Raw genomic sequence first — 21,098 nt, forward strand, 5'->3', positions numbered from 1 at the left:
CCGATTGTACCGACGTTGACGTGTGGCTTGTTACGTTCAAACTTGGCCTTTGCCATGGGTATTTCCTCTTTTTTTGGTGAATGATCAATAAAAAGCTGTTTAATGGCTCATAATAGAATTAAATCATCATAAACCTAGCTATCAACCGCACGAACCACTGCTTAAACAATGCTCCGAACTAATTCTTGTATCCGTTATTATACGCTGACTTGTCTTAAATAGTCATACATCTCTCAATCGAAATCGACTTCTCTCTAACTAGTAGATATAAAGCTCGATTGATTATAACCTTTCTTATAACCGTATAATTATCTTGATATGCAAGGTCGCGATATTAGCTGACCGACATCATCAAACAATCCGTAAAATCCGTTAACATATGGAACAGCAATCCAATTCCAATGATATTAAGAGGCTTACGAAGAAAGAGTAAAACAAAATACACTAGCATCGCATAATAGGTATGTAACGGATGAAAATTAATGCTACATCTATTTGCCTGAAATATTGGGTTTGCTACCAGATGATCTATATCAACCAACATGGTTGCAAGCAAAATCAGATATGCTTTTTTCCACTCTTTTCTAAAAAACGCAATCGCGATAAAAAGAGGAAAACCAAAGTGCAAAAAATAATGTATTAATATCTGCATACTGACCTATTAGTTTTAGTCTTCTCTATATAAGACCATCAAAACCAATATTTATTAATATACTGACAGCACTAAAAGGCAACACCTCAGTGTCACCTTTGAATCATTGTCTACCGCACTACTGTTATATATTTCAATATTCTATAATTTCGATATCGACGCAAAGTTATATAAATAGCAAAACAAGCATAAAAGGTATAAACAATAAATGGAGCTCATATCGAGAATTGAACTCGAGACCTCTCCCTTACCAAGGGAGTGCTCTACCGCTGAGCTATATGAGCGTGTGTTAAGACCTTTGAGTTGCACTAAAAAAAATATCACGATGCAGCAATAATTACTGACTCTCGTGATGATTTATTGTTATGCTTTGCGATGGTGTATATATGGAGCGGGTGGCGGGAATCGAACCCGCGTCATTAGCTTGGAAGGCTAAGGTGTTACCATTATACCACACCCGCATTTACTCTTATTCAGGATAACTCTAATCGAGAGTTATGAGATATAGAGAGTATGCTTGGCGCTATGACAAACTTTAGAAAATATGGTGGTGGGGGAAGGATTCGAACCTTCGAAGCTTTCGCGACAGATTTACAGTCTGTTGGGTTTGACCGCTCCCCAACCCCACCTTAGGTTGCTTTGAACAAAAATGACTTACATTTAAGACAAATTCATAAAAAGCTACTTTAAGAGAGATGGTGCCGACTGCCGGGATCGAACTGGCGACCTACTGATTACAAGTCAGTTGCTCTACCAACTGAGCTAAGTCGGCTTGTTCTCTTAAAGTGGTGGCTATTCTATCAAATTTTTTGAGATGCGCAAGTACTTTTTCATCTTTTTTTAAATTAATTTGATATGAATATTTAAGTTACTGATTAAGCTGGTTTTTTTATAAATAAAAATATGGCAATAAATTGGCTTTTTACTTGCAGCCTTTATTTTTGCCATATCACTGGCTATTTAATTAGCGAATACGCAAGCCATTACAGGCCATTTCTACCGCTTTTATTAATGCCAATGCTTTTTTATTGGTTTCATCCCATTCTTTTTCTGGCACAGAATCAGCGACAACCCCTGCTCCAGCTTGAATATGTATCTCACCACGGCGCATCACCGCAGTACGGATAGCAATGGCCGTGTCCATATTACCATTCCAACCTAGATAACCAACTGAGCCACCAAACACTGTTCGACGTACTGGTTCTATCTCATCGATAATTTGCATGGCGCGGATTTTGGGTGCACCCGATAGCGTACCAGCTGGAAAGGTAGCGCAAAACACATCTAGTGCATCTTTGTCAGCTCGTATCGTGCCCTCAACGTTAGATGCGATGTGCATTACTTGTGAGTAGCGCTCTATAAACATCTTTTCTGTGACTTTGACACTGCCATACTCGCAAACGCGGCCAATATCATTGCGACCCAAATCAATGAGCATCAAATGCTCGGCTGTCTCCTTTTCATCATTTAGCAGCTCTTGCTCAAGCGCTAGATCTTCAGCTTCATCTCGGCCACGTTGCTGTGTCCCTGCTAGCGGCCTTACCGTCACTTTGCCATTTTCGATACGGGATAGGATTTCAGGAGAAGCACCGATAATATCAAAGCGTTTGTGATCATCGAGTGTATAGCCATGCACCAAGAACAGATAAGGCGACGGATTAAGGTAGCGAAGCGCACGATAGACGGCTAGAGAGTCGCCTGTATAGTCCGCTGTCAATCGCTGCGCTGGCACTACCTGTATGACGTCACCTGCGGCAATGTAATCCTTTATTTTATTGACATCGCTACAGTATTTTTCGGCACCTGTTTGCGATATAAATTTAGGCGTAGGCATTACAGGTGCGCGCAAATTGGATGGCTCTGCTAGCTTTTCTTCGATTTGTTCTAGCTCACGGATAGCTGAACTGTAGCCATCCTCAGACTGGCAATCAGCATAGACGATGATTGATAGCGTATTCTCTAAATTATCAAATACAATAATGCTCATCGAAAGCATCAGCCACATATCTGGCATCGACATTGGATTGGCCGCATCAGATAAGCCGACACTTGGCTCAATAACACGTACCATATCATATCCAAAGTAACCGACTAGACCGCCACTAAAGCTCGGCATCGTCGGCACATCTTCAGCGGTTGGCATATGATATTGCGCCATCAGCTCACGCAGGTAATCAAAAGGATCCTCTACTGACTCTGTATCGATATGATCGTTTCGTTTGGTCGTCATATTGCCATCAGCGTACTGCAAAATCAGATCACTACCCAATCCAATCATGGAGTATCGTGCCCAGCGCTCACCACCTACCACAGACTCAAATAGATAGGCAGAGCCATTTAGGTCACGCACTTTTGAGAATACAGATACGGGAGTCTGCGCATCCATCAGACGTTTTTTTACTAGTGGTGCGTGACTAAAGCCTCTATCTCTAAAAGCTTGGTATTCTTCAAAAGTCATCATAATAGCGCTCTCTTAGCACCTTATAGGCAATAATAAAACTATAAGCTGCTCTATAAAATATAGCGCCAATATTCGCTAAAATATCGACGCTATAATGAGTCATTTGTTTAAAAAACGGTAAGCACAACAAGGCTCTCTATCAAAAATTACGACAAAGACCTAGTGTAGATTTGAATTATGCACCGCCCATATTAAACAACCATAAGGCCAAACCGATAATTAGAATGGTCACAAATACCCATATAAACCAGCCGCCGCTCGCTTTTTTCTCTACATGACCTGCATGAGCAGGGTTGCTGATTTCTTGATCCATCGCATTATTGCCTTCGGTACCAAGATCGCGCGGCTGCCCTAAATTAGCCGTGCCTGAAAACTGTGCACTAGCTGCTTGTTTGGCTTTTAAAACTTCAGGGTCAGCTTCTTCTTGTAACTCTGTTTTTGTCGTTTTGTCGTGTTCGTCTTGGACTGCTGGCTCTTCATGCACTGCTGGCTGCTCTTCTACCACTGGCGCGCTATCAGTAGATGCTGTCTTTGGTGGCTCTGTAGTCGTCACAGCCTCTGTTTGGGTTGCTGTTGGTACAGATGCGTCAGCTACTACTTCTGTAGCAACTGGCGTGTCTTCTACTGGCGTAGGCGATGCTGCATCCGCGTCAGACAGTACTTCATCAATCCCTGTTTTTTTGACAACTGGCTCTGTAGCAACGGCTTCTTCAGTAGCTAGCTCTTCAACAGCTGGTTCTTCAACAGCCGGTTCTTCAACAGCCGGTTCAACGGTTTCGTGCGTAGGGGTTACTGATTCTTCGGTCATATCTGAGCCGGCATCTACAGATAAAGATTCTACAGGTATAGTATCATCTGTAGCAGGCAACATTTCTTCGATGCCAGTCTCTTTGATCACTGGCTCATTAACTGTTTGCTCTATGATCGGCTCTTCCTCAAGAACGCTTTCCTCAATTATCTGCTCTTCAGTCACAGGCTCACTAGCAGTAGTTTCCAGCACGGCAGCTGTGTCAGCATTTTCATGTGCATCTGCTACTAACTCCTCTGTGGTCACTGGCGCAGCAGATGCCTGTACTTGAAAGCTAAAACTTGCAAAGCCAAGCGTATCATTTGCTTTGAGATGACTAGATTCATTACCTGCAATACGTTGCTCATTGATAAACGTACCATTAGAAGAGTCTAAGTCTTTTACGTACAGCTGACCGTCTAACACACTGAGTACCGCGTGATTGCGAGAAACCTGCTTGCTACCTAGGACTACGTCGTTATCACTACCACGACCTATAGATAAGCTATCACTAACCGTCAGTGTTAGGTCACCTAGCGCTTCGGTCAATGCATTCAGCTGCCAAGTTGTACTTGCTGCCGTATTCGTACTTTCTGTCTCGTTTGTCATGTTATAACTCCTTATTTTTCTATTGAATATCCAATGATGCTAAAAATAATAACTCTAAAATATTACTGCCAATTTGTGATAAGTATTGTCGCTATTTCTTTAATAATAGTTGCCTAGCACGGTTTATTAAGTACTTTCCTCAAACACCATACAGTATTTACTTTGGTATAAAGTGAGGTTTTATAACTTTGTCGAGCTTGTTATAGGGGATATTAAGAATAGGCATACCGTAAGCATATGGGCCGATAGAATAATGCTGGTAACGAATGCTAACGCCTTTATCAGTCAAGGTCACATTATCGCTTAACGTAAATGGCCAGTTTTTCTCATAACTATTCACGTCTTCGGCAACCGTTTTAACCCACACTTTATATGCATCATAGGCAAGTGCCTCAAAACGAGGTTTTTGCCCTGAGATAAGCATGTCGTCAAGCATGACTTGCTTCTTGGTACTTGGGTCAAATACTAGATACTCGCTATAAGGCATGCCGTGTGCACCGCCAGTATAGATATAAGAGCTAATCTCAAACAGTTCAAAGTCATCGACATGACCTAGATAATTGGGCGCTACCATCAGATTATAACCCCACGACACATCATCAGGCATATCTCGAAATTGTGAGCTCACAAAGCTATCAAGAGCAGCCGTAACTTCTTTTTCGCTGCTTTCACCCTTGATAGGTGCTGACTCTGTCATCTGACTATTGACGACTAAGTTATCGATACGGGCATTGGCAATCTCATCTATCCAGTTTTGACTGCTTTTGAGATATTTAACTTCAATCTCTGGACAGTTATCACGCTTGTCACATGTCTCTTGTATATTACTGGGTAGTTGATACGGTAGATATTCCGTGCTGCTAAGAAAGCTTCCTGCATTTACCGACATACTAACGGCACTTAATAATAGGCTGCCAGTTAACATAGCAATTGAACGTCTCTGGCTTACCTTTATCGAAAATAGATCAGCCGATATAGATTTATCATCAGTTTGAGTCGTAGTGTGCATATGTCCTCTTTTATAAATATAAAATGTTGTTTATCATTCTACCGTAACAATTGCACTGTATTGTAGGAACACTGTTTGTGTTTTTAAGGTTCTGTTGACAATTAAATGCTTATCTCCTCGCATTTATCACATAAATAACAGACAATAAAAAAGACACGGCTAGCGTGTCTTAATAGATAAACAATACAGCGATGTGGCTGATTTTAATGCTCACGCGTACTGCTAAAAGTCACTTCTGGATAACGATCTTGCATCAACTGTAAGTTAACACGTGATGGTGCAAGGTACGTTAAATAACCACCACCATCTATTGATAATTGGTCATGAGCTTTCTTCTTGAACTTCGCCAATGCTACTTCATCATCGCAATGAATCCAGCGTACCGTAGCTATCGATACTGGCTCAAAGGTACATTGAACCTTGTACTCTTCTTTGAGACGATGCGCGACTACCTCAAACTGTAGGACACCGACCGCACCCAAAACCAAATCATTATTAATCTGCGGCATAAAGACCTGCGTTGCGCCCTCTTCACTTAATTGTTGAAGACCTTTTTGCAGAGCTTTTGATTTAAGCGGATCTTTTAGTACCACACGGCGGAACAATTCAGGAGCAAAATGCGGAATACCGGTAAAGCTTAACTCTTCGCCTTCAGTGAAGCTGTCACCGATGGAGATGGTGCCATGGTTATGCAAACCAATGATATCACCCGGATAGGCTTCTTCTAGCGCCTCGCGGTCACCTGCTAAAAAGGTCAGCGCATCAGCAATACGTACGTCTTTACCCAGACGCACATGTTTCATTTTCATGCCCTTCTCGTACTTACCAGAGCACACTCGCAAGAACGCAATACGGTCACGATGACGTGGATCCATATTGGCCTGAATTTTAAAGACGAAGCCTGTAAAATCTGTCTCGGTGGCTGATACTTCACGCTCAGTCGTTGGATGGGCTTTTGGTGGCGGTGCATATTTGACCAAGGTATCAAGTACCATGTTTACCCCAAAGTTACCCAATGCTGTGCCAAACAATACTGGCGTCATCTCGCCAGCCAAAAACGCTTCAACACTGAACTCTTCTAGCGCCATCTGTACCAGCTCAAGCGACTCTTCAAAAGCATCAAACATCAACTGTCCTAGACGCTCACGGATATCTGGATAATCGTAGCCTTCTCGGGTTTCCGAGACCGTCATCTTGCCGCCATTACCTTTTTCATAAAAGTAAGTTTTATTTTCAGTCAAATGATAGACACCGATGAAGTCTTGACCCATACCGATAGGCCAAGTCACTGGGATACATTTGATTTTCAACACTGCTTCGATTTCGCTAAGCAATTCAAGCGGCTCACGAATCTGACGATCTAGCTTGTTGACGAATGAGATGATAGGTGTATCGCGCATACGACACACTTCCATCAGCTTGATGGTTCGTTCTTCGACACCTTTTGCGCCATCGACCATCATCAGCGCACTATCCACTGCGGTCAAAGTACGGTAAGTATCTTCACTAAAGTCGGCGTGACCTGGGGTATCTAGTAGGTTGACCATATGGTCTTTATACGGAAACTGCATGACAGACGTCGTAATCGAGATACCACGCTCTTGCTCCATGCTCATCCAATCTGAGGTTGCATGACGATCTGTCTTACGGCCTTTTACTTCGCCCACTACCTGAATCGCTTGACCCCACAACAGGAGTTTTTCGGTCATGGTGGTCTTACCAGCATCGGGATGCGAGATGATGGCAAAGGTGCGGCGCTTAGCAACTTCTTTGTTTAATTTCTTTGGATCTACGCTCATAATTTTCAGCTTCAACAGTTATGTGATTTAGAAGTGACTCTAAATAAATAAAATAAATAATGGGCGTATTGTAGCGGATTTAGCATCAGGGTGCAGAATTAGCGTATAAAAAAACACGCCCCGTTATTTAAACGAAGCGTGTTTTTGGGCTTTTTAATTACGATCATCCTGCTTAATTAGCACGACTAATAGTCATCAATTCATCTCAATAGTAGCGTTCGATTTGCTCAGCCAAGAAGTCGCCAGCTATCTCATTGACGATTGTACAATCAACTACGTCAAAACGACTGTCTGTGTTCGGGTCGGTGCTACCTTTGGCGACATAGTTTGCCTCATAGACGTCTTTTCCATACTCAACACCGCTATATTCATAAGCAGGCTGATCATCGTATTCGAAAAACATGACTTGCGCGGCTTGTTGCTGATTGCCTACGCCAACTCCGAACTGAGAGGTTCTATGATCTCTATCCGCACTAAAGCGGGTTTTGGCCACTTCAATCCATCTTTCTATTGAAGCATATCCAGTCTTGTTTTTCTCATTAAATGCCAAAAATGAGCGCTCACTGGTTATTACAGGGATATAACAAACCGACCCTTCAGGAAAAGCAACATTGGTCGGAATTTCAGGATAGTTGTTTAAGTCGGTAATAATACCGTATCTATTATTCACGTTTGTACTAGCAACATAGCTGTTAGCACGCAGCCCTGATAAGTTAAGCGTCTTATAAGTGGTTTCGTAGCCTAGTTTGTTATTACTGTTTTTTTCATAAATAGGACGTTTGACCGTCCGACCATTAACCTCGATGTCTTTATTTTCAAGTCGACCCTCGAAGTCATCTGCCAGCACGGTTCTGTCTAAATCATTCAGGCTTTGATTGCTATAACTATTGATGAGATTGGTTGTTTTGATCTCGCGCGCACCAGTACGATACGTTTCATCAATTCGCGCAATTGCCGTAGCATTGGCTTTGCTATCATAACTATTAGCAAAGCTTGTCAATGTAATCTTGCTACTAGCCGTCCCATAAGCGCCGTCTTCTTCCTCGCACCCTATCAAAGCGAGCGTCGTCAAAAAACAAACACTAGGTATCGCAATCCATCTATTCATCAAACAATGTCCTTATGATTCAGATTTCTATTATCTGTACTGATAATATATATGGCTCATTACCGCTATTGCACCTCTTTGACGACTGTACAATAAGCTTGTAAATCTAGAAACGAATAAAACTGTGCCCGAAATCTCATTTACAAACTAGTAGTATATATTTACTCCCAATGCACTGAGCTGCGCCTGCGATTTGTTATGCTAGGTTTCACGTTGAGATTTACCATTCAGATATAAACATAAAAACTCACAACAAAGGATGTGTTATGAAAACTCTATATTCTACCAAAGCGACTGTTACTGGCGGCCGGGCAGGTTCAGCAAGCTTAAGTGACAATGACCTGACTATAAACATGGTACCACCAGGCTCTGGAAAAGAGGGCAATAACCCAGAACAACTATTTGCCATGGGATACAGTGCCTGCTTTGATGGCGCCCTTGCAGCTGTTAAGCAAATGGAAAAAGCAAAGTTTGATTCAACCACTTCAATTGAAGTAGATTTGCTTCAAGGCGAAGGCCATGACTATAAACTGGCTGCTAAAATTCATGTCATTGGTGAAAATACAGAATTGTCAGCTGACGAGTTTCAACAGTTGGTCGAGAAAGCGCACCAAGTATGCCCATATTCTAAAGCCACACGCGGCAACATCGATGTTGAAGTCACCTCAGAAGTAAAGTAACGCATTATGAGACTCATTATCAATGATTAATTAAGAAAGTAGTTAATTAAAAATACGTTAATTATAGAAGAACTCAGCTGGTCTGGGTTCTTTTTTTGTTTGAAATTTTGGTGAAAAAATAAAACCGCCAGAACATCTCGTAACGGTTAAGCAGTTCGGCACGCACTGTTTTTATCGTTATAATAAGGACATATTTTTATCTAATAGCTGATAAGTGACTTTTATGACTGATAATATAGCTGACAATACCGCCGATAACGACCACAACTCCCATCAAGCACTCGATCCTAAAACCTTACCGAATTTTGACGATATGCCAAATGTGGCACTGATGGATACCAGTCACGTAGACAAAGATCAGCCGCCCTTTATCTTAGTCGACGGCTCGTATTATCTGTTTCGCACCTATCATGCCCTCCCAAAGACCATGCAAAACTCGCAGGGTCTAATCACCAATGCGATTCGCGGTACCTTGAATGCGCTGCTAAAACTGATGCGTCGTTATCACCCTACTCATATGGCCGTCTGCTTCGATACAAAGTCACCGACTTTTCGCCATCATATGTCGCCTGACTATAAGGCCGCTCGTCCGCCTATCGATATAGAGCTGGTAGAGCAAATTCCTTATATTCATCGTTTGGTCAGCGCCTTGGGTATTCCGCTATTACGTATCGAGGGTGCAGAGGCCGATGATATCATCGGTACACTTGCCTATCGTGCCGTCGAGCAAGGTCACCATGTGGTCATCTCAACGGGCGATAAAGACATGATGCAGTTGGTCAATGATTGCGTCATCTTAGAAGACAGCTTTACTGGTAAAGTCACGGATACACCAGCGGTGATCGATAAGTTCGGCATTAACCCAAACCAAATGATTGATTTTTTGACGCTCATGGGTGATGCCTCTGACGGTATCAAAGGTGTACCTGGCATCGGTAAAAAGACCGCTAAAGACCTACTCGTTGAGTATGGTGATATTGAAAACATGCTCAAGCACATTGGCTTTATCAAAGGTCGCGGGGCGAAAGGTCTGATCGAACACGCCGACGATATTCCTTTTAATAGGAAGCTAGCCACCATCGTCACCAACTTAGCCATCGGTCAAGATTGGAATGATCTAAAAATCAATACCGACCCTTGTGCGCATATAGATGAATTGCGCGACTTATATAATGAGCTTGAGTTTAGAAATGAGCTGGCATCGCTCGATCATCCAAATCACCCTGCCAATGGCTCTAAAAGTGTTGCTGATAGCCAAGCCAATACTGAGTCACAGGCACAGGTAGCAAAATCGCTCCAATCGACCAATACTGACAACATCAAAGACAGTACTAACCATGATAAAGCGTGGCACACTGTACTCGATGAGCCAGCGTTTGATAGCTTGGTCGAATTGTTAGAAGCTGCTCCGCATTTTGTCATTGATACCGAAACCACTAGCGTTCATTGGCGTGATGCACAAATCGTCGGTTTATCTTTCGCATTGCAAGCACACGAAGCCTATTACATTCCGCTTACGCATAGCCTAGAAGGTGATGAGCTAATAGCCAAGCAGCTTGATCGCGATACAGTATTAGCTCGCTTAAAACCTGTCTTAGAAAATCCTAATATCGGTAAAATCGGACAGCATCTAAAGTACGATGCGCATATCCTTGCTCACTATGATATCGACCTAGTCGGTGCGATACATGAGCAGCCAAATAACTGGGCGATGGATACCATGCTTGCCAGCTACGTTATCAATGCGGCAGCGACTCGACACGGTATGGACGATTTGGCACGCCATTATCTGCAAACGCAAACCATCAGCTTTGAAGATGTGGCAGGTAAAGGCGCTAAGCAAGTTACCTTTGACCAAGTGGCCATCGATATCGCGAGCGACTATGCTTGTGAAGATGCTGATATCACCTATCAATTATTTGACGTATTCAGCGTTGAGCTGGCTAACGATGCCAATAATGCCAAATTGTTACACGAGCTAGAGATTCCAACAGCAGAGATACTTTGCCAAATGGAAGCGCATGGTATTCTGATTAAACGTTCATTCTTAAACGAGCTATCAAAACGCTTTGATGAAGAAATTATCGCTCTAGAAAAACGCGCCTATGAAGTGGCCGGCGAAGAGTTTAACTTAGGCTCTCCTAAGCAGCTCGGTGAGATGCTATTTGAAAAGCTAGGCGTGGCTGGTGGCAAAAAAACCAAGTCTGGTCAATACTCGACTGGTGAGGCTGTACTATCAAAAATCGATCATCCATTGGTTGATATTACGCTAGAGTATCGCGGGCTGTCTAAGCTCAAAAGCACTTATACTGATGCACTCGATAATGTCGCAGATAGCGAAACCGATCGCGTACATACTAGCTACCATCAGGCATTAACGAGTACTGGGCGTTTGTCCTCAACAGATCCTAACTTACAAAACATTCCCATTCGTACTGCGACTGGTCGCCTCATTCGTCAAGCCTTTATCGCACCAGAAGGTCGCGTTATTTTGGCAGCGGATTATTCACAAATTGAGTTGCGTCTAATGGCGCACTTCTCAGGTGATAAGAACCTAACTCATGCCTTTAACGAAGGGTTAGATATTCACGCGGCCACCGCTGCCGAAGTACTTAGTAAGGATGTCGCAGACGTCACTTCGACCGAACGTCGTAATGCTAAAGCCATTAATTTTGGTCTGTTATACGGAATGAGTGCCTTTGGACTTGCCAAGCAGCTACAGATGAGCCGCGGCGAGGCACAAGACTATATCGATATGTACTTTGAGCGTTATCCAGGCGTCAAAAACTATATGATCAATACTCGTGCCAGCGCCTATGAACAAGGTTATGTCGAGACGATATTAGGTCGTAAGCTCTATACGCCTGATATCAATCATAGTAATCGTATGGTCAAGCAAGGTGCTGAGCGCGCGGCGATTAACGCCCCACTACAAGGCTCTGCTGCCGATTTAATCAAGCTTGCTATGATTGCCGTTGATAAAGTGCTGCCAAAAGAACAAGCCAAAATGCTGCTACAGGTTCACGATGAATTGGTGTTTGAAGTAGATGCCGATAAAGTAGACGAAGTTAGCCAGCTAATTACTAATGCTATGCAAGATGTATTGACGACTACAGCAGTAGAAAAAGGCTGGAATGTAGACTTTGCAGTACCTTTATTAGTCGAGGCTGATAGTGGTCAAAACTGGGATGAGGCACACTAATCACTAACTGTCATTTTGTCAGGTAGTATTATTCATGCACCTTGCAGATATGACAGTTTTTGATAACTGATACTACAATGAGTCATTATATATTGTTTATATTAACAATCACTTATGACCAGTTAGTTATATTTCATAACAGTAATATCTAAATATGGGGTTTATAATAGGTCATCTGTTAAACCCTAACTATTCGATATTTTTTGCTTTAAAGTGAGCCTTTAGGCTCACTTTTTTGTTTTTAACACATTCTTTTTGATACGCAGGAGTCATTTATTTTGAGCTCAGATGGCATCATTGAAGTCCCTGGCATTATACTTTTGATAGCATGCCTGTTGCGTATTTTACAATATGTTATGAAAAGTCATGTCAAACAAATTAAGGCTTTTTGGCTGGCAGCCGTACTTATATTTGTTTCTGTCATTCGTCGAGAGTTGAACTATCTACCAGACTTACTGGTTCCAAGCGACTTTTCGATGCTTGGTCAATCTTATGACTGGTGGGAGGACAGCGTCCTTACCGTTATCTATCTCGTCGCGCTTGGTTTGCTGGTCTATTCGAGGCATTACCTATGGGCAGTGCTAAAAAACGTGCCAGTTTCGCTCTATCTTAGCGTTACTGTACTTGCTGTCATTCAGTACATGGGCGAGAACGCTATTATGTTCCCGCATACATTTGGTGAAATTGTCGAAGAGCTGGCTGAGACTGCAATCTACGGTATTGCCTTGACCTATTTATGGCGATTTAAACTGGCTGACTATCAGTCATGTCTGGTTCAGAAGTTAAATTATAAGTTCGACCACGCCAATAATTAAAACTATAAGTTTTATTATTTATGTAGCGATCTGGCTATCGTACAAAGACTTAGCATAAATTTCATAAATAATTACGACTACTCATCTTGAGTAGTCGTAATTGTATTCTAATCATCGTCTTACATTTTTTGAACATCCTGTCACACCTTACTACTAGTGAAAAGTTGAATAAGCGTACAAACTGAGAAGCATATTATCTACAGTGCAATGAGCGATGACTTTAACAAGTCAGCGCGATATTTTTATTTCTAATGATGGCGACATCTAATAACTACAATAAGGAATTATTCATGGAAAATTCAAAAAACCCACTACCAAAAGAGATGGATCATATTGACGGTAATCGTCGTGACAATAATGACAACGTCGATAACTTAGATAACAATAATCAGGATGAACAAGACAACCAATTGGTTGATTTGGACAATCCTATGCTGCATACCATCGATAACGATGATGTGATTGATAATAGTGCGGGATTTAATAACTCAGAAGTCGGTAGTGATGCGACTCAAGGACTCACACCTGCGCATCGTCAAAATATCGATGAGTCACGTGTCGATGAGATTTTGGTTCAGGACAATCTTGATGACAGTGATTATCCAGATGCGATGGATATTGTTGATAGAGAAGCGGCCGAACGTAGCAACGATGATGATTTTTAGAACTTAATACGATTGTTGACCTACCCCTCTAAACCAAAAAAGCACGCTTAATATAGTTAAGCGTGCTTTTTTTATTCTACTATTCAACTTACTAAAACAGCGACTTTCGACTGTCTAAACCCAACCATCTAGCGTGCCAGCCCAACCTTTTACCAATGGCAAACTCAACGCTTCAAGCAATTCAATATGTGTTTCATCAAGGTTTAGAGCAGGAATATAATGATACTCTTGCCCGCCAGCATTAAGGAAGTTATCACGGTTTTCAATGGCTAGCTCCTCTAATGTTTCTAGACAATCTGCTGAAAACGCTGGACTGATCACCTGTACCGAGCGCACACCTGACTTACCCCAATCTTCCAACACCACATCGGTATATGGCTTAACCCACTCTTGCTTACCAAAGCGTGACTGAAAACTGATAATCCATTCGTCATCGTTCAGGCCAAGTTCATGTGCCACTTGCGCAGCGGTACATTTACAACGTTTAGGATACGGATCACCTTTATCAGCATAAGGCTGCGGAATACCATGAAAACTAAACATCAATTTTTCAGGCTTGCCATGCTTCTCTTGAAAACGGCGAATAGAGTTGGCCAAAGCTTGAATATATAGCGGATGGGCAAAGTAGTCTTTGACAATCGTATAATTTGGCAAGTTGCGTTGCTTGAGCGTCCACTTCGTCAGCGCATCATATACAGCACCGCCTGAAGAGGCAGAGTACTGTGGAAACAACGGCAGTATGACAAAGTGATCAACCCCTTCACCACGTAGCGCGTCCATGACATCAGGCAAACCAGGATTACCATAGCTCATCGCAGGATGCACAGAGACACGAAACGGTGCCACACTATCAGCCAAACGTGGTTCTAATAGCCCAACTTGGCTTTTTAGTATTTTACGAATCGGTGAGTCACCTTCCCAAATGCTCGCATAAGCCTTTGCTACGCGTTTAGGACGACTGGGCAAGACAAATAGATTCAGAATAATAACCCATAGGAATTTGGGAATCTCGATCACTCGTGGGTCTGACAAAAACTGTTTGAGGTAGCGACGTACGGCAGGTGCCGTTGGCTCATCTGGCGTACCAAGATTCACTAACAAAACGGCAATACGTGGGGGCAATTTAGGTTTCATAGCAGCACTTTATTAGCAGTAAGTTATTAAGGGTTAGGTCAAAGTAATAAGAGACGATACTGTTAAGACATAGTTGAATAGACATCTCATTAGTGTAGCATTTTATCCATTAATGACGCGGGCTAAAAGCGCCCCTATACAATTTGATACGCAGTTGCTATTTATTAACTCTTGATTACTTGATGCTAGGACTTGTTCATTATTTGCCTATGGCGAATTTTACATACAAACTATGATCGATACGCTCGAAAGGCGCGCTCGACGGTTGTACTCCAACGCGCATCACCATACAATAGGCAGGCCCAGTTTATAAAAACCGTGTAGGTAAAATAGCCTGTTAGTAACGTGCCATTTTGCTTTTATTTTATTGATGATTGTAGTCTTGCGAGGTAGCTTTGAACGCACGCTCTGATAATACCAGTGACCAGCATCCTAATTCACAACCTCACCCTAATAGCTCAGCCAATACCGACAGTGCTGTAGGGTCTGTGGGTGTCGTTACGCCTCAGAATTTTCATTTCGCTGAGCCCTTAACGTTAGAATGCAACCGTACCCTGCCCTCGTTTGACTTGATGGTAGAGACTTACGGTACGCTCAATAGCGACAAATCAAATGCAATTCTGATTTGCCACGCGTTATCGGGCAATCATCATGCAGCTGGCTTCCATAGTGCTGATGACAAAAAAGCAGGCTGGTGGGACAATATGATTGGCCCTAATAAAGCGATTGATACCAATCAGTTTTATGTGGTGTGTGTCAATAATATCGGCAGCTGTTTTGGTTCAACAGGGCCTACCACTATTAACCCTGATAGCGTTGGTTCGGATAGTGTTAGTTCGGACAGCCTTGATTCAGATAGCAGCGATGAGCCGCAAGTGTATGGCCCTGATTTTCCGCTGATCACCATCAAAGACTGGGTAAAAACCCAAGCAATGCTCTCAGATCGTCTAGGCATCGACGTTTGGCATGCGATTGTCGGCGGCTCAATGGGCGGTATGCAAGCGCTACAGTGGTCTGTTGATTATCCAGAGCGATTAAAGCGCTGTGTGGTCATTGCCAGTACGCCAAAGCTATCTGCTCAAAATATCGCCTTTAACGAAGTGGCGCGCCAATCTATATTATCCGATCCTGACTTTAAAGACGGGCGCTATATACAAGAAGGCACTTATCCTCGTCGCGGACTGATATTGGCGCGTATGGTTGGGCATATTACCTATTTAACTGATGACGCGATGAAAGCCAAATTTGGCCGTGATTTAAAATCAGGTAAATTCATGTATGGTTACGATGTCGAGTTTCAGGTCGAAAGCTACCTACGCTATCAAGGCGAACGCTTTAGTGAAAACTTCGATGCCAATACCTATCTGCTCATGACCAAAGCCTTAGATTACTTTGATCCGACGCGCGACTATCCAATACGCGACTACCCATCAACGGTAGCAAAAGATACTACAGAGTCGGCAGTGCAAATAGAAGACTCAATCGCGGCGTCAGTCGAATCTAGCAAAGCCAATGCACAGAGTGAGTTAGAAGATGCGGTAACGACGATTGAAGATATTGAGTCTGATCGTCAGCAAGAGCTTTCTGCGCTTAAAGCTGCCTTTGCTCATACACAATGCCAGTATCTAGTCGTGTCATTTACCACTGATTGGCGTTTTGCACCTGAGCGCTCGCAAGAGATTGTCGATGCACTGATGGCCACTGGTAAACCAGTCAGCTATATCAATATTGACGCGCCGCACGGACATGACTCATTCTTGTTTGATATTCCTCGCTACATGGGTGCGGTCAAAGGATTTTTGACTGCGCCATTTATTACCCCTAGCCGCTCAGCCACAGGAGAACGCTCATGAGAATGGATCACCAACTGGCAGAGCGCTGGATTGCGCCGCAAGCACATGTACTGGACTTAGGTTGTGGCAATGGCGAGCTGCTTGCCCACTTACAGCAAAAACTAGGCGTGACAGGTTACGGACTAGAGATTGATGAAGATAAAATTAATGAGGCAATTGGTAATGGCTTATCAATTGTCGAGCAGGATCTCAACGATGGTCTAGCGCGCTTTGCTGATAACAGCTTTGACACGGTTGTCATGGCACGTGCCCTACAAGCAGTAAAAGCACCTGATGAGTTGTTGCTTGATATGCTGAGAGTTGCCCGTGAAGCAGTCATTACCTTCCCTAACTTTGCGCATTGGCAAAACCGCATTCATTTAGGGCTAAAAGGTATGATGCCTGTCTCTGAAGCGCTGCCTTACGAATGGTATAACACGCCAAACATTCATCTATGTACCTTTAAAGATTTTGAGCTGTTATGTGCGCAGCATGATATTCATATTATTAATCGTTTTGCCGTTAGCGATTCTGAGAAAGGTCACACACCGCTAATGAAGGCGTTAATTAGGCAAGCGCCTAACTTGTTAGCAGACGTCGCTATCTACCGAGTGACCAAAAAATAGCCGATAAATCATTAGCTATCTTTGTATTTTATAGACTGCTAAACAGTGCTGTAAGTACTGATATTAACCTTAATAGATTGTTAACTTAATATAATTTTTTAGTAACTGTCTGATTTTGTTAAGGACAATCAGGTACAAACGTCTATTAGACCTTGTAATTAGTATTTGAGTTTCGTAAGTTTGGGTGTTAAGCTAGCAAAATATTGTCAGCCACCCCACTATTACGACCGTTTGTCTAATCAGTTAGGGTGAAATCTCTGATTTAGAGATGACAACCCCCTTTTGCTAATGATTAGGTAAGTTCATATCGCAAGATTCCACCTAATTGTTATCGCCGTCTGACTGTCTTTAGCGAGACAATGTTTAGCGGTACAATTTTTTTTTGCTTATTAACTGCCTAATTTTGGAGCTGCTATGAAATTATTAAAAGCTGCGTTGTTTACTGCATTATTTTCTTGTGCTGGTTTAGCCAATGCTGAGTTAATATCAAACGTACCGCTTGATACCTCACGTTTTGAGCTGATGCCTGTGAGCGAGTTGTCTAGTCGTGCCGCCCAAGGTAACGATCATGCTCAGTTCTATCTGGCCAAGCGTTTGCAAAAAGGTGAAGGTATTGCGCAAAATACCCAACAAGCAATCCAGTGGTATACCAAAGCGGCTCAGCAAGGCGTTGCCCCTGCTCAGCTGAATCTTGCTATCATGTATTTGCGTGGCGAAGGTGTACAGCCGAACTTGCAACAAGCCCGTCTGTGGTTAGAAAAAGCTGCAATGCGTGGCGATAACCGTGCCAGCTACACGCTTGCGCTATTAGATGAAAAGCAAAAAAATCTGGTCGATGCCTATAAATGGTATGACTTGGCTGCCCGTGATGGCATGCTAGACGAAAAAGTGCGTAACAAAGCACGCGGTAAAATTGGTCAGTTGGCATTAAACTTATCAAGTGATGACATCGCCAGTGCTCGTAGCAAAGCAGATACTTGGTTCCAGAGTAAGTAAACTCTAACTTTCGTATTACGAATTGAATATAAAAAAAGCTCAGTATTTTACTGGGCTTTTCTGTTTTCTATAACATCAAGCCAAGCAATACAAACTATTCAAAACCCATCTAAAATTTGCTACACTACGCGCGCATTAATCAATTCCACAATTGAGATAATGTTATATACCTATCTACTTTTTTATTATCATTGCACTAGGTTTGCGACCTAGCCAGCAGGAGAAAGACATGAGCATCAACAAAGAAACTGCGATAACTGACAACAATTCAGCCCCTGTATACGATAGTGTAACTAATAATATCGTCGTTGCTGCACTATATAAGTTCACACGCTTTGCTGATTTTGAACAGTATCGTGAGCCCATACTAAACACTATGCTCGATAACGATGTGAAAGGTACGTTGTTGCTTGCCAGCGAAGGCATTAACGGTACGATTTCTGGTACGCGTCAAGCTATCGATACTGTTCTTGACTACCTGCGTAGTATCGAGGCGATTGGTACGTTTACCTTCAAAGAATCCTATACTGACGCACAACCTTTTTATCGCACTAAGGTGAAGCTGAAAAAAGAAATCGTCACTATGGGTGTCGAGAATATCGACCCATTGGAATCCGTTGGTCGCTATGTAAAACCAAGCGAGTGGAATGCGTTAATCTCAGATCCTGAAGTCACCTTGATCGACACGCGTAACGACTATGAAGTGCAAATCGGCACCTTCCAAAATGCGGTTAACCCTAACACTGAAACGTTCCGCGAGTTTCCAGAATACGTTTCAAAAGAGCTCGATCCAGCCAAGCACAAAAAAGTGGCGATGTTCTGTACGGGTGGTATTCGCTGTGAGAAGTCGACTGCGTATTTACGCGAACAAGGGTTTGAAGAGGTCTATCATTTAGAAGGCGGCATCCTAAAATACCTAGAAGAAGTCCCTGCCAGTGATTCTATGTGGCAAGGTGATTGCTTTGTTTTTGATAATCGAGTTTCGGTCAACCATAACTTAGAGAAAGGCAACTACGAGCAGTGTTTTGCTTGCCGTATGCCGATCACTGTCGATGACATGCAAAGCCCTGCCTATATCAAAGGCGAATCTTGCCCACACTGTATCGACAAGGCAACCGATGAGCAAAAAGCCCGTTTCCGTGAGCGCGAGCACCAAATGCAGCTAGCCAAGAAGCGTGGCGAAGCCCATATCGGTAGCGACGTGATGGATGTAATCGAAAAACGTAAAGCCGCCAAAACGGAAGCGCGTCTACAGGCAGAAGCTGCAAACAACACTAAAGCGAACTAAACTTAACATTAGTACAATAAAAAAGAAGTGAAATAAAAAAGAGAGGCTCTAATCAATAGAGCCTCTCTTTTTTTATGATAAATCTTCAGTGCCTACCAAAACTATTAGCACTGATATAGTTAATCCAATTTGAAAGCGGATTGACTATATTAGAATAAGATACGTACGCGGATAGTCTCTTCTACATCTTTTAATTGGTCTAGTGCAGCGGTCGAATCATTGTAATCGACATCCATCACTAGATAACCAACATCACCTTCTGTCATCAGGCTCTGCGCTAGGATGTTGATGCCAGCTTCAGCAAATAGGCGGTTAATCTGAGACAGTACGCCTGGCACGTTTTTGTGAATGTGTAGTAGACGATGCGAGTTTTCTTTGAACGGAATAGAAACTTCTGGGAAGTTCACCGCAGTCGCTGTATCACCTTGGTCAGAGTACCTAACAAACTTATCTGCTACTTCCAGTCCGATATTGGCCTGTGCTTCTTGGGTTGAACCACCGATATGCGGCGTCAAAATCACATTATCAAACTTACGTAATGGTGACTCAAACTCTTCGTCAGCTGATTTTGGCTCTTTTGGGAACACATCGATAGCCGCGCCCAAGATTTTACCAGACTCAAGCGCATCCGCCAGATCATCAATCTCGACGCACGTACCGCGAGCCGCATTGATAAAGTAGCTGCCTTCTTTCATCTGAGCGAACTGCTCAGCTTTCATCATATAGCGAGTGCTTGGTACATCAGGTACATGCAATGTCACGATATCAGCCGTTGATAGTAGCTCTTCTAGGCTACCAACTTGTACCGCGTTGCCTAGTGGCAATTTGGTCACAGCATCATGATAAATGACTTTCATACCGAAGCTTTCTGCCAAGACAGACAGCTGCGAGCCAATAGAGCCATAACCGACGATACCGATAGTCTTGCCACGCACTTCGTGTGAGTTGGTCGCAGACTTACCCCAGCCGCCGCGATGTACGGTTGCATTCTTTTCAGGAATACCGCGGTACAGCATAATGGCTTCGGCCAATACTAGCTCAGCTACCGAGCGAGTGTTCGAGAATGGCGCGTTAAAGACAGGGATACCAAGATCACGAGCGGCGTCTAGATCTACTTGGTTGGTACCAATACAAAAGCAACCAATGCCGATAAGCTTGTGTGCGTGCTCAAGTACTTCACGCGTCAACTGAGTGCGCGAACGAATACCGATAAAGTGAGCATCTTTGATCTTTTCAATCAGCTCGTCTTGATCTAAGGCGTGACTGATATTCTCGATGTTGTGGTAACCAGCTCCTTCCAATACTTTTAGGGCATTGTCATGTAGACCTTCAAGCAATAAAAACCGGATTTTGTCTTTTTGTAGTGATAACGCCATATGAGAACTGTCCTATAATTGTTTTATAAGATTACCTGTTGGATAATCTATGATGGATG

Annotated in this window: 15 protein-coding genes, 4 tRNA genes and 1 pseudogene; 8 read left to right on the forward strand and 12 right to left on the reverse strand. The window is 42.9% G+C overall.

Annotated features, from left to right (window positions below; all coding sequences use genetic code 11):
• Positions 1-334 precede the first annotated feature (334 nt).
• From HCZ91_RS13950 to HCZ91_RS08295, 10 genes are all read right to left on the reverse strand, one after another.
• Positions 335-652: a DUF6122 family protein gene (locus HCZ91_RS13950; RefSeq protein WP_257020013.1), complete on the reverse strand. Its 318-nt coding sequence runs from the start codon at positions 650-652 to the stop codon at positions 335-337.
• Between the two features lie 209 nt (positions 653-861).
• Positions 862-936 (reverse strand) — tRNA-Thr (locus tag HCZ91_RS08255).
• 103 nt (positions 937-1,039) lie between these two features.
• Positions 1,040-1,113 (reverse strand) — tRNA-Gly (locus tag HCZ91_RS08260).
• Between the two features lie 84 nt (positions 1,114-1,197).
• Positions 1,198-1,281: transfer RNA gene (locus tag HCZ91_RS08265), tRNA-Tyr, on the reverse strand.
• Between the two features lie 67 nt (positions 1,282-1,348).
• Positions 1,349-1,424: transfer RNA gene (locus tag HCZ91_RS08270), tRNA-Thr, on the reverse strand.
• Between the two features lie 192 nt (positions 1,425-1,616).
• Complete coding sequence (gene trpE / locus HCZ91_RS08275) at positions 1,617-3,113, reverse strand: anthranilate synthase component I (RefSeq protein WP_179799013.1); 1,497 nt, start codon at positions 3,111-3,113, stop codon at positions 1,617-1,619.
• 175 nt (positions 3,114-3,288) lie between these two features.
• Positions 3,289-4,509 (reverse strand): FHA domain-containing protein, encoded by a 1,221-nt coding sequence (locus tag HCZ91_RS08280; RefSeq protein ID WP_179799014.1) that lies wholly within the window; start codon positions 4,507-4,509, stop codon positions 3,289-3,291.
• A gap of 157 nt (positions 4,510-4,666) precedes the next feature.
• Entirely contained in the window at positions 4,667-5,518 is an 852-nt protein-coding gene (locus HCZ91_RS08285; RefSeq protein ID WP_179799015.1) for an RsiV family protein, read from the reverse strand.
• Between the two features lie 203 nt (positions 5,519-5,721).
• Positions 5,722-7,317 (reverse strand): peptide chain release factor 3, encoded by a 1,596-nt coding sequence (locus tag HCZ91_RS08290; RefSeq protein ID WP_102094627.1) that lies wholly within the window; start codon positions 7,315-7,317, stop codon positions 5,722-5,724.
• A gap of 205 nt (positions 7,318-7,522) precedes the next feature.
• Positions 7,523-8,425, reverse strand: coding sequence for a hypothetical protein (locus tag HCZ91_RS08295; RefSeq protein WP_179799016.1), 903 nt, complete (start codon positions 8,423-8,425; stop codon positions 7,523-7,525).
• A gap of 266 nt (positions 8,426-8,691) precedes the next feature.
• On the opposite strand from HCZ91_RS08295, the gene HCZ91_RS08300 reads away from it, so the two are divergent.
• From HCZ91_RS08300 to HCZ91_RS08315, 4 genes are all read left to right on the forward strand, one after another.
• Positions 8,692-9,105, forward strand: a complete 414-nt coding sequence (locus tag HCZ91_RS08300) for an organic hydroperoxide resistance protein (RefSeq protein WP_071002265.1) — start codon at positions 8,692-8,694, stop codon at positions 9,103-9,105.
• Positions 9,106-9,418: 313 nt separating this feature from the next.
• Positions 9,419-12,307: a DNA polymerase I gene (polA, locus tag HCZ91_RS08305; RefSeq protein ID WP_257020022.1), complete on the forward strand. Its 2,889-nt coding sequence runs from the start codon at positions 9,419-9,421 to the stop codon at positions 12,305-12,307.
• Between the two features lie 356 nt (positions 12,308-12,663).
• Positions 12,664-13,122 (forward strand): hypothetical protein, encoded by a 459-nt coding sequence (locus HCZ91_RS08310; protein WP_227684724.1) that lies wholly within the window; start codon positions 12,664-12,666, stop codon positions 13,120-13,122.
• A 290-nt stretch (positions 13,123-13,412) separates the two neighbouring features.
• Positions 13,413-13,787: a hypothetical protein gene (locus HCZ91_RS08315; protein ID WP_179799018.1), complete on the forward strand. Its 375-nt coding sequence runs from the start codon at positions 13,413-13,415 to the stop codon at positions 13,785-13,787.
• 114 nt (positions 13,788-13,901) lie between these two features.
• Here the strand turns inward: HCZ91_RS08315 and hemH are convergent, their stop codons facing one another.
• A complete protein-coding gene (gene hemH, locus HCZ91_RS08320) occupies positions 13,902-14,921 on the reverse strand; it encodes a ferrochelatase (protein ID WP_179799019.1) in 1,020 nt (339 codons plus the stop codon).
• A 488-nt stretch (positions 14,922-15,409) separates the two neighbouring features.
• Between hemH and HCZ91_RS08325 the strand changes: the two are divergent.
• From HCZ91_RS08325 to HCZ91_RS08340, 4 genes and pseudogenes are all read left to right on the forward strand, one after another.
• Positions 15,410-16,738, forward strand: a pseudogene (locus tag HCZ91_RS08325) (homoserine O-acetyltransferase); the annotation flags it as partial.
• 32 nt (positions 16,739-16,770) lie between these two features.
• Positions 16,771-17,379, forward strand: a complete 609-nt coding sequence (gene metW / locus HCZ91_RS08330) for a methionine biosynthesis protein MetW (protein WP_057758464.1) — start codon at positions 16,771-16,773, stop codon at positions 17,377-17,379.
• 414 nt (positions 17,380-17,793) lie between these two features.
• Positions 17,794-18,375: a tetratricopeptide repeat protein gene (locus HCZ91_RS08335; protein WP_057758462.1), complete on the forward strand. Its 582-nt coding sequence runs from the start codon at positions 17,794-17,796 to the stop codon at positions 18,373-18,375.
• A gap of 229 nt (positions 18,376-18,604) precedes the next feature.
• A complete protein-coding gene (locus HCZ91_RS08340) occupies positions 18,605-19,663 on the forward strand; it encodes a rhodanese-related sulfurtransferase (protein WP_218870107.1) in 1,059 nt (352 codons plus the stop codon).
• A 149-nt stretch (positions 19,664-19,812) separates the two neighbouring features.
• Here HCZ91_RS08340 and serA read toward each other — a convergent pair whose 3' ends face one another.
• Positions 19,813-21,039: a phosphoglycerate dehydrogenase gene (gene serA, locus HCZ91_RS08345; RefSeq protein WP_057758460.1), complete on the reverse strand. Its 1,227-nt coding sequence runs from the start codon at positions 21,037-21,039 to the stop codon at positions 19,813-19,815.
• Positions 21,040-21,098: the final 59 nt, after the last annotated feature.

The sequence above is a fragment of the Psychrobacter sp. BI730 genome (assembly GCF_013414195.1).
Lineage (GTDB): Bacteria > Pseudomonadota > Gammaproteobacteria > Pseudomonadales > Moraxellaceae > Psychrobacter.

Excerpts from the sequence above, each read along its gene's own strand:
- HCZ91_RS13950 (WP_257020013.1), bottom strand. The coding sequence starts at position 652 with ATGCAGATATTAATACATTATTTTTTGCACTTTGGTTTTCCTCTTTTT.
- trpE (WP_179799013.1), bottom strand. The coding sequence starts at position 3,113 with ATGATGACTTTTGAAGAATACCAAGCTTTTAGAGATAGAGGCTTTAGT.
- HCZ91_RS08280 (WP_179799014.1), bottom strand. The coding sequence starts at position 4,509 with ATGACAAACGAGACAGAAAGTACGAATACGGCAGCAAGTACAACTTGG.
- HCZ91_RS08285 (WP_179799015.1), bottom strand. The coding sequence starts at position 5,518 with ATGCACACTACGACTCAAACTGATGATAAATCTATATCGGCTGATCTA.
- HCZ91_RS08290 (WP_102094627.1), bottom strand. The coding sequence starts at position 7,317 with ATGAGCGTAGATCCAAAGAAATTAAACAAAGAAGTTGCTAAGCGCCGC.
- HCZ91_RS08295 (WP_179799016.1), bottom strand. The coding sequence starts at position 8,425 with ATGAATAGATGGATTGCGATACCTAGTGTTTGTTTTTTGACGACGCTC.
- HCZ91_RS08300 (WP_071002265.1), top strand. The coding sequence starts at position 8,692 with ATGAAAACTCTATATTCTACCAAAGCGACTGTTACTGGCGGCCGGGCA.
- polA (WP_257020022.1), top strand. The coding sequence starts at position 9,419 with ATGCCAAATGTGGCACTGATGGATACCAGTCACGTAGACAAAGATCAG.
- HCZ91_RS08310 (WP_227684724.1), top strand. The coding sequence starts at position 12,664 with ATGAAAAGTCATGTCAAACAAATTAAGGCTTTTTGGCTGGCAGCCGTA.
- HCZ91_RS08315 (WP_179799018.1), top strand. The coding sequence starts at position 13,413 with ATGGAAAATTCAAAAAACCCACTACCAAAAGAGATGGATCATATTGAC.
- hemH (WP_179799019.1), bottom strand. The coding sequence starts at position 14,921 with ATGAAACCTAAATTGCCCCCACGTATTGCCGTTTTGTTAGTGAATCTT.
- metW (WP_057758464.1), top strand. The coding sequence starts at position 16,771 with ATGAGAATGGATCACCAACTGGCAGAGCGCTGGATTGCGCCGCAAGCA.
- HCZ91_RS08335 (WP_057758462.1), top strand. The coding sequence starts at position 17,794 with ATGAAATTATTAAAAGCTGCGTTGTTTACTGCATTATTTTCTTGTGCT.
- HCZ91_RS08340 (WP_218870107.1), top strand. The coding sequence starts at position 18,605 with ATGAGCATCAACAAAGAAACTGCGATAACTGACAACAATTCAGCCCCT.
- serA (WP_057758460.1), bottom strand. The coding sequence starts at position 21,039 with ATGGCGTTATCACTACAAAAAGACAAAATCCGGTTTTTATTGCTTGAA.